The 12982-nt window shown below is 69.0% G+C and carries 13 protein-coding genes; 10 read left to right on the top strand and 3 right to left on the bottom strand.

The window, feature by feature from the left end:
- Positions 1-690, bottom strand: a complete 690-nt coding sequence (locus ACTIGN_RS22170; protein WP_439627894.1) for a phosphopantothenoylcysteine decarboxylase domain-containing protein — start codon at positions 688-690, stop codon at positions 1-3.
- A 125-nt stretch (positions 691-815) separates the two neighbouring features.
- Here ACTIGN_RS22170 and ACTIGN_RS22165 point away from each other — a divergent pair, with 125 nt between their 5' ends.
- From ACTIGN_RS22165 to ACTIGN_RS22155, 3 genes are all read left to right on the top strand, one after another.
- Positions 816-2081, top strand: coding sequence for a PQQ-binding-like beta-propeller repeat protein (locus ACTIGN_RS22165; RefSeq protein WP_439627892.1), 1266 nt, complete (start codon positions 816-818; stop codon positions 2079-2081).
- Positions 2082-2400: 319 nt separating this feature from the next.
- Complete coding sequence (locus tag ACTIGN_RS22160; RefSeq protein WP_439627890.1) at positions 2401-3351, top strand: GDP-L-fucose synthase family protein; 951 nt, start codon at positions 2401-2403, stop codon at positions 3349-3351.
- Positions 3352-3474: 123 nt separating this feature from the next.
- Positions 3475-4530, top strand: a complete 1056-nt coding sequence (locus ACTIGN_RS22155; protein WP_439627888.1) for a glycosyltransferase family 2 protein — start codon at positions 3475-3477, stop codon at positions 4528-4530.
- 187 nt (positions 4531-4717) lie between these two features.
- Here the strand turns inward: ACTIGN_RS22155 and ACTIGN_RS22150 are convergent, their stop codons facing one another.
- A complete protein-coding gene (locus ACTIGN_RS22150; protein ID WP_439627886.1) occupies positions 4718-5203 on the bottom strand; it encodes a YpsA SLOG family protein in 486 nt (161 codons plus the stop codon).
- 99 nt (positions 5204-5302) lie between these two features.
- Between ACTIGN_RS22150 and ACTIGN_RS22145 the strand changes: the two genes are divergently transcribed.
- On the top strand, positions 5303-5998 hold the full coding sequence (locus tag ACTIGN_RS22145; protein ID WP_439627884.1) for a DUF1559 family PulG-like putative transporter: 696 nt from the start codon (positions 5303-5305) through the stop codon (positions 5996-5998).
- A 35-nt stretch (positions 5999-6033) separates the two neighbouring features.
- On the opposite strand, the gene ACTIGN_RS22140 is transcribed toward ACTIGN_RS22145, so the two are convergent.
- Entirely contained in the window at positions 6034-7764 is a 1731-nt protein-coding gene (locus ACTIGN_RS22140; RefSeq protein WP_439627882.1) for an amidohydrolase, read from the bottom strand.
- A gap of 154 nt (positions 7765-7918) precedes the next feature.
- On the opposite strand from ACTIGN_RS22140, the gene ACTIGN_RS22135 reads away from it, so the two are divergent.
- The 6 genes from ACTIGN_RS22135 (at position 7919) to tyrS (ending at position 12856) form a co-directional block, all read left to right on the top strand.
- Positions 7919-9046 (top strand): AI-2E family transporter, encoded by a 1128-nt coding sequence (locus ACTIGN_RS22135; protein WP_439627880.1) that lies wholly within the window; start codon positions 7919-7921, stop codon positions 9044-9046.
- A gap of 165 nt (positions 9047-9211) precedes the next feature.
- Complete coding sequence (rpsP, locus tag ACTIGN_RS22130; protein ID WP_439627878.1) at positions 9212-9535, top strand: 30S ribosomal protein S16; 324 nt, start codon at positions 9212-9214, stop codon at positions 9533-9535.
- A gap of 49 nt (positions 9536-9584) precedes the next feature.
- Complete coding sequence (trmD, locus tag ACTIGN_RS22125) at positions 9585-10307, top strand: tRNA (guanosine(37)-N1)-methyltransferase TrmD (protein ID WP_439627920.1); 723 nt, start codon at positions 9585-9587, stop codon at positions 10305-10307.
- Between the two features lie 79 nt (positions 10308-10386).
- A complete protein-coding gene (gene rplS, locus ACTIGN_RS22120; protein WP_439627876.1) occupies positions 10387-10893 on the top strand; it encodes a 50S ribosomal protein L19 in 507 nt (168 codons plus the stop codon).
- A 13-nt stretch (positions 10894-10906) separates the two neighbouring features.
- Positions 10907-11362 (top strand): YraN family protein, encoded by a 456-nt coding sequence (locus ACTIGN_RS22115; protein WP_439627874.1) that lies wholly within the window; start codon positions 10907-10909, stop codon positions 11360-11362.
- Positions 11363-11644: 282 nt separating this feature from the next.
- A complete protein-coding gene (gene tyrS / locus ACTIGN_RS22110) occupies positions 11645-12856 on the top strand; it encodes a tyrosine--tRNA ligase (RefSeq protein ID WP_439627872.1) in 1212 nt (403 codons plus the stop codon).
- The last annotated feature ends 126 nt before the right edge of the window (positions 12857-12982 follow it).

Genomic DNA, 12982 nt, shown 5'->3' with positions numbered 1-12982 from the left:
TCACGCGCCGGGCCGCAGCGCCGCGATGCGGTCGAGCAGGTGGTCGGCCAGTTCCGCGCGCGTGACGCGCGCGAACCCGAGCGGGGCCGAGCCGACCAGCGCCCACTCGTGCATCCCCTCCAGCGTGTTCGCCGAGATCAGGTCGGCCCCCGAGTGGACGCGGGCGGCCTCGGCCACGGTGAGCAGTTCGTTGTCGGTCAGCCCCACTTCGAGCTTGAACTTTACCAGCACGCCGTTGAAGCCCCACGAAGTCCGGACGCGGTCTACGAGCTTCGGCGTCGGCGTCAGCTTCAGCCACAGTTCCGGGTGCGAACTCTTCACCTTCCCGGCCGTGACGTTCTCGAACGTCCCGTCGGCGAACGTGAACGCGCCGGCGACGCGGTAGTCGCTCACCGCCGCGGCGTGGACGATCGCGTCGAACCCGCCGCCCGACACCTCCGCGGCCATCAGCCGTTCGAGGTCGTCGAACGTGCGGTACGGCTTCACCCGCCAGTCGGGTTCCGTGCGGGGCCGGGCCGCCGGGATCGCGTCCACGACCGCGGGGTGCGACGTCAGCAGCGTGACGGCGTGGCCGCGGTCGAACGCGCGGGCCGCGATGCCCCCGCCCGTGCGGCCGGTGAAGATGTTCGTGATGCACCGCACGTCGTCCACAGGGGTCTGCGTGTTGCCGGCGGTCACGAGGATGTTCATGCGTCACCTGCTGCGATTCAAGGGGAACTCGCACCCCCGTTAGGTGTACGCCGCGGCGGCCCCGTGACACGCCCGACCGCACGGGGTACACTTCAGTTCCCGCCCACCCCCACGAGAGCCCGCCCATGTCCCGCCTCGCCGCACTGCCCCTCGCCCTCGCCCTCGCCCTCAGCGTCGCCGTCGGCCGGGCCGACAACTGGCCCGCGTGGCGCGGCCCGACGGGGCAGGGCCACTCCGCCGAGAAGAACCCCCCGGTGGCGTGGAGCGGGACCGAGAACGTGAAGTGGAAGGTGCCGCTGGAGCACCAGGGGAACTCCACGCCGGTCGTGTGGGGCGGGAAGGTGTTCCTCACCCAGGCGAACAAGGGCGGGACCGTCCGCAGCCTGATCTGCCTGGACCGCGCCGACGGCAAGCAGCTCTGGAAGAAGGACGTCGCCCACGACGCGAAGGAGAGGAACTGGGACCCGTCGTGGTACTGCAACGCCTCGCCCGCGACCGACGGAGAGCGGGTCGTCGCGTGCTTCGGCTCGGCCGGGCTGTACTGCTTCGACCTCGACGGTAAGGAATTGTGGAAGCGGACCGACCTTGGCACCTGGGAGCACCCCTTCGGGAACTCCGCGTCGCCCGTGCTCCACGGCGACCACGTGATCCAGTGGTGCGGGCCGAACGAGGGAAAGGGCGACAACTACCTCCTCGCCGTGAGCAAGAAGACCGGCGCGACGGTGTGGAAGCACGACGAGGCGTTCGGCTCGTGGAGCACGCCGGTGGTCGCGACGGTCAACGGTCAGGATCAACTCGTGCTGGGGCAGTCGCGGGACGTGAAGGGGCAGCCGGAGGCGAAGACCGGGCACCTCCGCGGGTTCGACCCGGCCACCGGCAAGGAACTGTGGGCGTGCCAGGGGCTCAACAGCTACGTCTACGCCTCGGCGCTCGTGGGCAACGGGGTCGCGGTCGGCACGTCCGGATACGGCGGGTCGGCGCTGGCGGTGAAGCTCGGCGGCACCGGCGACGTCACCAAAGACCGCCTGTGGCTGCACCCGAAGCCGGCCAGTCAGCGGGTCGGCTCGGGAGTGATCGTCGGCGAGCACGTCTACATGGTGGACGAGAACGGCGTGGCGCACTGCTACGACCTGGCGACGGGCAAGGACTCGTGGGAGGGCGAGCGGCTCAAGGGGCTGACGTGGGGCTCGCTGGTCCACGCCGACGGCCGGCTGTACCTCCTGATGCGGAACGGCGACACGCACGTCCTCGCGGCGAAGCCGAAGTTCGAGCTGCTGGCGACCAACTCCCTGGGGGCCGGGGAGCAGTCGAACTCGTCGGTCGCGGTGTCCGACGGCGAGCTGTTCCTCCGCACGTTCAAGCACCTGTACTGCGTCGCCGCGAAGAAGTGATACCGAATCGCATGGATTCGGTTCTTTGTGGGTGGGGCGCAGGCTTTCTTGCCTGCCCCCAGACGCCTTCGGAGGCAGGCAAGAATGCCCGCCCCACCAAGAGCAACTGATCCACGCGGTTCGGGATGACGCGGCCGCGGGCTCCGCTCTCCCGACAGCGGGTTCGGCGAATCGACTGCGGGAGCGGGGCGGTTGTGCCGATAACTTTCGGCGAGCGGTTGGCGTTGACGCAACCCCGGCACTCTGGGTATTTACTCGCGGAACCGCACGAGTCTCAGACATCGGCACGGGCGGCCGGCCCGCGGGAAAGGAGTCGAGCGTGGACATCCAGGACAAGCGTATCCTCGTCACCGGCGGGTCGGGGTTCCTCGGGAGCCACGTCGTCTCCCGGCTCCGGGCCATCGGGTGCCGCCGGATCATCGCCCCGCGGTCGGCGGAGTACGACCTCACCCGCGAGCCCGACGTGCTCCGGCTCATGCAGGTCGAGCGGCCCGAAGTGGTGCTGCACCTCGCCGCGAAGGTCGGCGGGATCGGGGCCAACCGCAAGTACCCCGGCACGTTCCTGTACCAGAACCTGATCATGGGGACGCACCTCATCGAGGCGTCCCGGCAGTACGGCGTCGAGAAGTTCGTGATGGTCGGCACCATCTGCTCGTACCCGAAGTTCACCCCGGTCCCGTTCAAAGAGTCGGACCTCTGGAACGGGTACCCGGAGGAGACGAACGCCCCGTACGGCCTCGCCAAGAAGATGCTCCTGGCCCAGCTCCAGGCGTACAAGCAGGAGTTCGGGTTCAACGGCGTGAACGTCATGCTGGTGAACCTGTACGGGCCGAACGACAACTTCGACCTGGAGAGCTCGCACGTCATCCCGGCCCTGATCCGCAAGTGCGTCGAGGCCAGGGAGCGGGGCGACAAGGTGCTCCCGGTGTGGGGCACCGGGAAGCCGACCCGCGAGTTCATCTACGCCGAGGACGCGGCCGAGGCGCTCGTGCGGGCCGCCGAGGTGCTCGACACCCCGGACCCGGTGAACGTCGGCTCGGGCGTCGAGATCGCCATCGGCGACCTGGTGAAGCTGGTCGCCGAGAAGACCGGGTTCACCGGCGAGCTGCGGTTCGACCCGAACATGCCCGACGGCCAGCCCCGGCGGTGCCTCGACGTGACCCGGGCCAAGGAGCTCTTCGGGTTCGAGGCCCGGACCTCGCTGGCCCAGGGGCTCGAAAAGACGATCAACTGGTACCTGGCGTCGCGGCGGGCCGCCGCGGCCGCATGAACGGACCCGGAGCCCCCGGGGTGACCCCCGGGCGCTCCGCCACGGCCGGCGCGACCGGGGACGATTTGTTTGTCGGGCCGCCCTCCGTGGCGGCCCGCACGTTATCAGGACACGGAGCCACGGATGAGCAGCGATTCGCAGGACGCGAAGCCGACGCAACAGCAGGACGGCGGGCCGTCGCACCTCGTGCTGGCGCAGCTCCAGGCCGAGGTCCGCGACCTCCGCGCCTACGTCACGGCGATGGAGGCCAACATCCGGAACATCACGTTCCTGGGCGTCCTCCGCCGCGTCTTCGCACGCGCGTCCGGCGCGCGGCTCCACAAGCTCGACCAGTACCGCTCGCGGCCGGTCCGCGTCCCGGCCGCGTACCACCGGGCCGAGCCCCCGGCGAACCCGCCGCTCATCTCGATCGTCACCCCGTCGTACAACCAGGGCCGGTTCCTCGAGGAGACCATCAAGAGCGTCCTCGACCAGAACTACCCGCGGCTCGAGTACGCGATCCAGGACGGCGGCTCGAAGGACGAGTCGGCCGCGCTCATCGAGAAGTACCGCTCCAAGCTGGTCCACGGCGAGTCCCGCCGCGACAAGGGGCAGGGGAACGCGATCAACCTCGGGTTCGCCCACGCCTGCAAGGGCGAGATCATGGCGTACCTGAACTCCGACGACCTGCTCATGCCCGGGGCGCTCAACTACGTCGCGTCGTACTTCGCCGCCCACCCCGAGGTGGACGTCGTGTACGGGCACCGGATCATCGTCGACCACCACACCCAGGAGGTCGGCCGGTGGGTGCTCCCGGCGCACTCCGAGAAGATGCTCGTGTGGGCCGACTACGTCCCGCAGGAGACGCTGTTCTGGCGGCGGCGGGTGTGGGACAAGGCCGGCGGGAAGATCGACGAGTCGTTCCAGTTCGCGCTCGACTGGGACCTGCTCCTGCGGTTCCGCGACGTCGGCGCGAGGTTCAAGCGGCTCCCGCGGTTCCTCGGCGCGTTCCGCATCCACCCGACGCAGAAGACCTCGGCCGAACTGGCCGCGACCGGCACCCCGGAAATGAACCGCATCCGCGAGCGGCTCCACGGCCGCACGGTGACCCTGGTGGACATCCGCAAGCACCTCCGCGGGTACATGCTCGCCCACGCCTGGCACAACTGGCTGTACCGCCTCGGCATCGCCCACCAGTGACCGACCGAGCCCCCGGCGAAGCCGGGGGCTCACGTGTTGCCGAACGAAAGTTGGTCACTCGCTCCGCGAGTGACACCAACCGCACGTCGCACACCGGGAACCGCCCACAGCACGGGGCGCGACTCGCGGAGCGAGTCGCCTACCGTCATCCGTGTGCCGCGAGTGCTACCGAGTCGGCAAGTACACCTCATGCCCTCTGGGACAGCACCAGCAACCGGAACACGTCGCCCAGGAACCCCTCGACGAACTCCTGGATCCCCGGCGACGTCCTCTCCGAGTTCCCCGCCACGTTCAGCACCCGCACGCCGGCCACCGCCAGCCACTCGCACACGTCCCCGGGCGCCACGCCCCCGCCCGGTGTCACGTCGAAGGTCGGCTTCCCGTGCTCCCCGCACAGCGCCAGCGTGAGCACCTCGCCTGGGGAGTCCCACACCGTCGCGAACCGCAGCGTCGCGTCCGACTCCTTGACGTTCAGCGATGTGCGGTGCGGGTACTGCGCCCCGGGCGTCTCGCGCATGCCGTACAGCTCGGCGAACTCGGGGTGCGTGCCGTCGTGCGCGAGGAACCCCGCGGGCATCCAGCCGCCGGTCGCGATGCCCGCGGCGCGTGCCGCGGCGAGCGCCGCCCGGTCGGCCCCCGTCTGCCCGCCCGAGATCACCCGCTCCAGGTTCATCCCCCCGTCCCCCTGGTCGCGCCCGGACCGCAATCCGCTCGGAGGGGTTTGCACGCGGAGCGCGAACCGGAGACAATCAAACCACCCTCGGAGGCCGCCATGCGCCCGCGCCGTGGTTTTACCTTGGTCGAATTACTGGTGGTGATCGCCATCATCGCGATCCTGATCGGGCTGCTGCTGCCGGCCGTTCAGAAGGTCCGCGAGGCCGCCGCCCGGACCCAGTGCGCCAACAACATGAAGCAGTTCGGCCTGGCGGCCCACAACTACGCCGGCGACAACGACGGTCGGCTCCCCCCGGTCGGTGCGAGCGGCGCGTACTGGGCGCCCTACGACGACCGCGTGGGCTACGCGGCCGCGTCGCTCCCGGACTTCGACCCGTCGCGGTCGATCCTCTGGCGGTACCTCGAAGGGAACGCCCGCGTGTTCCGGTGCCCGAACGGGTTCGACCGGGCCCCCGGCAGCGCGTCGCTGGGCCAGCCGCTCCAACTGAGTTACGCGCTCAACGGCGTCACCGGCGGCCCGGCGGGGCGGCCCCTGCTGCACGTCACCAACGGCAACGGCACGTCGCAGGTGACCTACCTCTGGGAGCACTGCCGCGCCCCGGGGTGCTCGACGAACGGCACGAACCCGGCCGGCCTCCCGGGCGGGCTCCCGTGGCCCGTGACCGACGCCGACGCGGTGAACCACTACCCCGAGGACCGGCACGGGGGCGTGTTCGGGGTCCAGTTCTGCGACGGCCACGTCTCGATGATGCGCGCCGCCGAGTTCACCACGGCGATGTACTACGTTCAGTGAGATCCGCACGCGGTCCCGCGGACCGCGGCGACACACTACTTCTTCTCGAACACCACCTTCCCGCCCACGACCGTGAGGACCACCTTCGTGTCGCGGACGTCGTCCACCGGGCACGTCAGCACGTCGCGGTCGGTGACGATCAGGTCGGCCAGCTTGCCGACTTCCAGCGAGCCCTTCTCCTTCTCCTCGCGGCCCAGGTAGGCGTTGTTGATCGTGTACAGCCGGATCGCCTGCTCGCGGGTGAGGCACTCGGCCGGTTCCAGCACCCCGCCGCGCTCCAGCTTCCGCGTGACCGCCGCCCACACGCCGAGCCACGGCGACCACGGGTTCGTGCTGTCGAGCGGGTCGAACCGGAGCATGTGGTCGCTGCCGCCGCCGATCGTCGTGTACTCCATCCACGACTTGTACGGCTGGAACCACCGCATCCGCTCCTGTCCCAGCACCTTGAGCAATGTGTGCCCGTCCTTGTACAGCCACGCGGGCTGGACGTCGGCACACACGCCGAGCTTCTTGCACCGTTCGAGGTTGTGCTGGCTCGGGAAGTTCGCGTGCGTGATGCAGAACCGCAGGTCCCTGATGGGCGCGATGCGGTCGGCCGTCTCGTAGGCGTCGAGGAGCACGTCCATCGCGCCCTCGCCCGCGGTGTGCGAGGTGACCGCCCACTTCCGCTTCGCGGCCTCCTCGGCGACGATCTGCAACTGCTCGGCCTTCGCGAACAGCAGCCCGCGGTAGTCGTCCTCCGTGACCTGATAGGTGTCGCCCTTGGGCCACGGCGCCCGCATGTACGCGGTGCCGTTGAGCATCCCGCCGTCGGTGAACATCTTGATCGGCCCGATGCGGACCCACTCGTCGCCGACGCCCGTCGGCCCGCCGCGGCCGTCCTTGCCGGGGAGGTCGTCGAGCCGCCTGGCGATCTCCTCGCGGGTGCCGCCGGGGCTGAACCCGCGGGCGACGTTCACCCGGACCGTGAGTTCGTCCGCCTCCCGCAGCGCGAGGTACAGGTCGAGGTCGCCGCGGCCGGCGTTGCGGTCCGCGACGCTCGTGATGCCGTGCTCGTTGTAGAGCGAGAACAGCTTCTTCACCGCCTCCCGCTTCTTCTCGGGACCGACGTTCTCGCCGCCGCCCGGCACGCCCTTCAGTACGCCGTAGGCGCTGCGGAGCATGCCGGTCGGCTCGCCGGTCACCGGGTCCTTCACCACGACGCCGGTGCCGGGGTTCTTCGTGTCCTTGGTGACGCCCGAGACCTTCAGCCCCATCGAGTTCGTGACCCCGGCGGGGCCGGCGTGGTACAGGACCGGGTGCTTCGGTGCGGCCCCGTCGAGTTCCGCCTTCGTGGGGAAGCGGGCCTCCTTCAGCCGCGTCGGGAAGGCGTAGCGGATGACGATCCACTGGCCCTCGGGCGTGTCGGCGGTGCGCTTCGTGATGTACTCCAGCACCTCCGGGATCGACCGCAGCAGCGGCACCGGGTCGCCGACCTCGCTGAGCGCCGCGCCGACCGGGTGAACGTGGCTGTCGTACAGCCCCGGCAGCACCAGCTTGCCGCCCGCGTCGATGACCCGCGTCTTGTCCCCCTTCAGCTTCAGCACCTCGGCGCTGGTGCCGACCGCGGCGATCCTCCCGCCCCGCACGGCGACGGCCTCGGCGATCGTGAACTTCGCGTCCACGGTCGCGACCCTGGCGTTGTGAACGATCAGGTCGGCGGGGTCGGCGGCCCGCGAGACGGGCGCGGCCGCCAGCAGCGCGGCCGCGAGCAGGAGGTGTTTCACCGGAGGGCTCCCGAGGGGTGTGTCGCAAGCCTACTCGCAGCGGCACCGGGCCGGAACAAGATTCCGCCGCCGTGTCGGGAGACTCCCGGCACCCGGTTTGCTTCCCGGTGACGCACGCGGCCCGGCGCGGCCGCCCCTTTGTCGAGGTTTTCACATGGTCGCCAACGGTGAAGTCGCCGCCCGAACTCCTGCTCCTCCAATCGTGCAGCGCGAAGGCCCGCTCGCGACCGGCGACCGGTTCCGCCCGGTCGCGCTGGCCGCACTCACGGTCATCCTCGTCGGCCTGTGCGTCTGGCTCACGACGCCGTTCCTCCCCGCGGTGACGTGGGGGCTGGCGCTGGCGATCCTCGCGTGGCCGCTGCACTCCTGGGTGCTCCGCAAGGTCACCGCGTCTCCGAACGCTGCGGCCGCGGTGTCGTCGCTCGTCGTGGTGCTGGTGATCGCCGTCCCCGGCGTGTTCGTCAGTTACCAGTTGATGCGGGAGGCGGAATCGGCGGCGGACCGGATGAAGGAGCAGCAGGTCGCCGGCACGGTCCGCGAGGTGATGAACCAGCGGCCCGAGACGGCGGCGGTCGTGGCGTGGACCGACCGGGTCGGCGTGGACCTCGACACCGAGGCCCGCAACGCCCTCGGGGCGCTCACCCGCGAGGGCGCGGGGCTGGTTCAGGGGTCCGTCATGGGCATCTTCCAGGCGGTCATCGCGCTGTTCATCCTCTTCTACCTGCTCCGCGACCGGTCCTCGCTCCGCGAGTCCCTGCGGCGGCTCCTCCCGGTCACGCGGCCCGAGGCCGACCGCGTGTTCGAGGACGCCGCCGGGTCGGTCTACGCGAACCTGTACGCCAACATCGTCACCAGCCTCATCGACGCGGTGCTCGGCGGGTTGCTGTTCTGGTGGGTCGGGCTCCCCTCTCCGTTCCTGTGGGGCGTGGTGATGTTCGTCCTGAGCCTGCTCCCGGTTCTCGGCGCGTTCATGGTGTGGGTGCCGGCGGCTGCGTACCTCGCGCTGGTCGGGCAGTGGGGCGGTGCGGCGCTGATCGTCGGGTGGGGCGTGATCGGCTCGGCCCTGATCGTGAACACCTACCTGTACCCGCGGCTCGTCGGGAACCGGATGCGGCTGCACGAGGTCCCGGCCCTGATCGCGTTCCTGGGCGGGGTGGCGGTGTTCGGCGCGGCCGGGATGATCCTCGGCCCCGGCATCCTCGCGGTCACCTCGGCCGTCATGGACCTGTGGCACCGCCGCTCCGAGACGACCGAAGCCGGGCCGGTCACGGTCGTGGCCTGATGGTCGTGAAGGTGGCAGCGGGCCGCGCGACCGCGATTCGGTCGCGCGGCCCAGTTTTTTTCACCCCGGCTGCGCCCGAAATCGCCCGGTGCCGTAGTCGCCCCCCCGCCCGGTCGCTATCATGATCGTTCTCTGCGTATTGTTGGATTCCGTGAGGTAGCCACCGTGGCCGTTCGCATTCGTATGAAGCAGATGGGCCGGACCCACCGGCACTACTACCGTATCGTCGCCATCGACGCCCGCCAGCCGCGGGATGGCAAGGTGATCGAGGAGCTGGGCGTCTACGACCCGCACGTCACCGACAAGGACGCGCGCGTCAAGCTCAAGCCGAGCCGCATCAAGTACTGGCAGAGCGTCGGGGCGCTGCCGTCCGAGCACTGCGCCGCGATCTTCTCCAAGTACATGAAGAAGTGGGAAGAGATCGAAACGCAGGAGGCCGCTCGGGCCGCCGAGGACAAGGCCAAGGCCGAGGCCGCCCCGAAGGCGTGACCCCGTGGACGCACCGACGGACCCGCCGGCCGCCGCGCCACGCCGCACGATCCGGTTCGACGTGCTGACGCTGTTCCCGGGCATCTTCGAGAGCTACGTCGGCCAGAGCCTGCTCGCCGACGCCATCGCCGCCGGATCGGTCCAGGTCAACACCTGGAACATCCGCGACTGGACGCTCAACAAGCACGACCGCGTGGACGACCGGCCCTTCGGCGGCGGCCCCGGGATGGTGCTGATGGCCCAGCCGGTGCTCGACGCGGTCGGGGCCGTCCAGGCGAAGGCCGAGTCGCCCGGAACGGTGGTCATGCTGACGCCGGCCGGCGAGCGGCTGACCCAGCGGGTGGTCGAGGAACTCGCCCGGGAGCCGCGGTTGCTGCTCCTGTGCGGTCGGTACGAGGGGTTCGACGACCGCATCCGCCAGACCCTGAGCCCCCGGGAACTGTCAATTGGAGACTTCGTCTGCAACGGCGGCGAGGTCCCCGCGATGGTTGTCATCGATGCGGTGATCCGGCTCATCCCCGGTGTCCTCGGCGACGAGCAGAGCGCGGCCGACGAGTCGCACAGCGAGCCCGGCCGGCTCGAGTACCCGCAGTTCACCCGGCCCCGGAGCTTCCGCGGGCTGGACGTTCCCGACGTGCTCCTGAGCGGGAACCACGCGGCCGTCGCGAAGTGGCGGCGCGAGCAGTCCGAGCGGCGGAGCCAGACGAACAACGAGCGGCGAGCGGGGGACGTCAGTCCCCCGGTTAGCGGGACGACGCCACCGGGGGACTGACGTCCCCCGCTCGCCCCGCGGAATCAACCAACGACGACACTCGGGGCGGACGCGACCGCCCAGAAAGACAAGGTGGGCCATGCTGAAACCCCTCATCGGCCTTGTTGAACGGGCCAGCCTCAAGTCCGACGTCCCCGACTTCCGCATCGGCGACCGCATCGAGGTGCACCAGAAGATCCTCGACGGCGTCAAGGAACGGGTCCAGGTGTTCGAGGGCGACGTGATCGGCCGCCAGAACGGCGGGATCCGCGAGACCGTCACCGTCCGCCGCCTGGTCCAGGGCGAGGGCGTCGAGCGGATCTTCCCGATCCACTCCCCCCGCATCGCCAAAATCGTCATCAAGAAGGCCGGGTCCGTCCGCCGGGCCAAGCTGTTCTACCTCCGTGATCGCGTCGGCAAGGCGACGAAGATCAAGGACGACGTGAAGCGGCAGACGAAGATCGACCTCGACCTCAAGCAGGCCGCCGAGGCCGCGTCGAGGGCCGCCCAGGAGGCCGCCGCCCGCGCCACCGCCGAGGGCGGGATGTCGAAGACCGCCCAGAAGAAGAAGGCCCGCAAGGAGGCCGAGGCCAGCAAGAAGAAGTAGCCCCCGGCTCGCCATGCCCGCCGCGCGTCAGGACGAGCCGCCCGGCGAACCCGGGTTCACCCGCTGGCCCTGGTGGCGGCGGTGGTTCGGCCGCCGCAGCGAGCGGGCCGCGGCCCGGTTCCTCCGGTCCCTCGGCTACCGCGTCCTCGCCGCCAACGTCTCGGACGCGGCCGGCGAACTCGACCTGCTCGCCCTCGACGGCGAGACCCTGGTGGTGGTCGAGGTCCGCTCGACCGCCTCGGACCGCCCGGACGCACTCGAAACGACCGCCGCCTCGGTGGACCTCCGCAAGCAGCGGAAGATCACCGGGGCGACGTTGCGTTTCCTGGCCACCCGCAAGCTGTTGGGAAAGGTCTCCGTGCGGTTCGACGTCCTCGCGATGAGCTGGCCGCACCACGCCCGCGAACCCGCGGTCAAGCACGTCCGTCATGCCTTCGAGGCCACCGGCAAGTTCCAGTGGTTCAGTTGAACAGGAAGAGTGTTGATCCGCAGATTCCGCAGATGGACACAGATTTTCAGACAGAAGAGCAGCAGAGACAGAAGAGAGTGATCCACAGATTACACAGAAGACACAGATTTCAGAGACAAGAAACCAGGGACAGAAGTCAGACATCAGGCGGATACTGACGGGTAAGGTGCTCGGTCTTCAAATCTGTGTCTTCTGTGTAATCTGTGGATCACTCTCTTCACTTCTGTCTTCAAATCTGCGTCCATCTGCGGAATCTGCGGATAAATGGATTCGGAGTTTGACATGCCGAGCTTTCCCCCGGTTGAAGAGCAGCTCGCGGTGATCCTCCGCGGGGCTGCGCAGATCGAGACCCGCGACGAGCTGAAGAAGAAGCTGGAGCGGAGCCACGCCACCGGCACCCCGCTGCGGATCAAGTACGGCATCGACCCGACCGGCTTCGACGTCCACCTCGGCCACACGGTCCCGCTGCGGAAGCTCCGGCAGTTCCAGGAACTCGGCCACCTGCCGGTCCTCATCATCGGCACGGCCACGGCCGCGGTCGGCGACCCGTCGGGCCGTGACGCCAGCCGCCAGGGGCTGACCACGGAGCAGATCGAGAAGAACGCGACGACGTACCTCGCCCAGATCGCCAAGGTGATCGACGTCACAAGGGCCGAGGTGCGGCCGAACGGCGAATGGTTCAACCGGTTCACGTTCGCGGAAATGCTCAAGCTGCTCGGCCAGACCACGATGCAGCGGATGCTGGAGCGGGACGACTTTACAAAGCGCGTAAAAGCGGGCACCGCGATTTACCTGCACGAGTGCCTGTACCCGCTGATGCAGGGGTGGGACTCCGTCGAGATCAAGGCCGACGTTGAGCTCGGGGGCACCGAACAGCTCTACAACCTGATGGTCGGCCGCGACCTCCAGCGGGGTGCCGGCCAGGAGCCGCAAATCTGCTTCACCATGCCCATCCTCCGCGGCCTCGACGGCGAGAAGAAGATGGGTAAGAGCCTGAACAACTACATCGGGCTCAACGAGCAGGTGACGGATGTGTTCGGCAAAACGATGAAAATCCCTGACACTCTCTTACGGGAGTGGTACACGCTTCTCACGGATCGGAGTGCCGACGAAATCGAGGGGTTGTTGGCAACCCCGCTCGAAGCAAAGAAGACGCTCGCAGGTGATATCGTTGGGTTCGTTCATGGCCGGGATGCCGTCGAAAGTGCCCGCGCGAACTGGGACAAGAGGTCACGAAACGAGGATCCCGATGACATCCCCGATGTGTCGATCGGCCGCGACAAACTCAAGGAAGGAGGGATGCTCGCGGTCGATCTGATCGCCGAGGCGAAGTTGGCCGCGAGTAAGGGCGAGGCGCGGCGGAAGATCGAGGAAGGGGCGTTCAACTACGGCCCGGACCGCACGAAGGTGGCCGACGTGAAGGCGACGGTGGCCGTGACGGACGGACTGGTGATCCGCCTCGGCCGCAAGATCCTCCGCGTGAAGCTCGCCTGATGCGGGTAGGAGTTACGGGTAGTCTGGTGAGGCAAGGCATTCTTGCCTGCCACCGGCCGGCTCACAGGGCAGACATTCGTGTCTGCTCCACCAGAGCCCAGCAAACACACACTCGACGGTATAACC

Source organism: Gemmata sp. (assembly GCF_051859125.1).
In the GTDB taxonomy this organism is placed as follows: domain Bacteria; phylum Planctomycetota; class Planctomycetia; order Gemmatales; family Gemmataceae; genus Gemmata.
The sequence above is the reverse complement of the archived record's forward strand: the minus strand, read 5'-3'. Positions and strand labels throughout refer to the sequence as shown.

Bases quoted from the DNA above. Each gene is read 5' to 3' on its own strand.
- ACTIGN_RS22115 (WP_439627874.1), top strand. From the start codon at position 10,907: ATGCCCGCCGCGCGTCAGGACGAGCCGCCCGGCGAACCCGGGTTCACC.
- tyrS (WP_439627872.1), top strand. From the start codon at position 11,645: ATGCCGAGCTTTCCCCCGGTTGAAGAGCAGCTCGCGGTGATCCTCCGC.
- ACTIGN_RS22150 (WP_439627886.1), bottom strand. From the start codon at position 5,203: ATGAACCTGGAGCGGGTGATCTCGGGCGGGCAGACGGGGGCCGACCGG.
- rplS (WP_439627876.1), top strand. From the start codon at position 10,387: ATGCTGAAACCCCTCATCGGCCTTGTTGAACGGGCCAGCCTCAAGTCC.
- ACTIGN_RS22170 (WP_439627894.1), bottom strand. From the start codon at position 690: ATGAACATCCTCGTGACCGCCGGCAACACGCAGACCCCTGTGGACGAC.
- ACTIGN_RS22155 (WP_439627888.1), top strand. From the start codon at position 3,475: ATGAGCAGCGATTCGCAGGACGCGAAGCCGACGCAACAGCAGGACGGC.
- ACTIGN_RS22165 (WP_439627892.1), top strand. From the start codon at position 816: ATGTCCCGCCTCGCCGCACTGCCCCTCGCCCTCGCCCTCGCCCTCAGC.
- ACTIGN_RS22135 (WP_439627880.1), top strand. From the start codon at position 7,919: ATGGTCGCCAACGGTGAAGTCGCCGCCCGAACTCCTGCTCCTCCAATC.
- ACTIGN_RS22145 (WP_439627884.1), top strand. From the start codon at position 5,303: ATGCGCCCGCGCCGTGGTTTTACCTTGGTCGAATTACTGGTGGTGATC.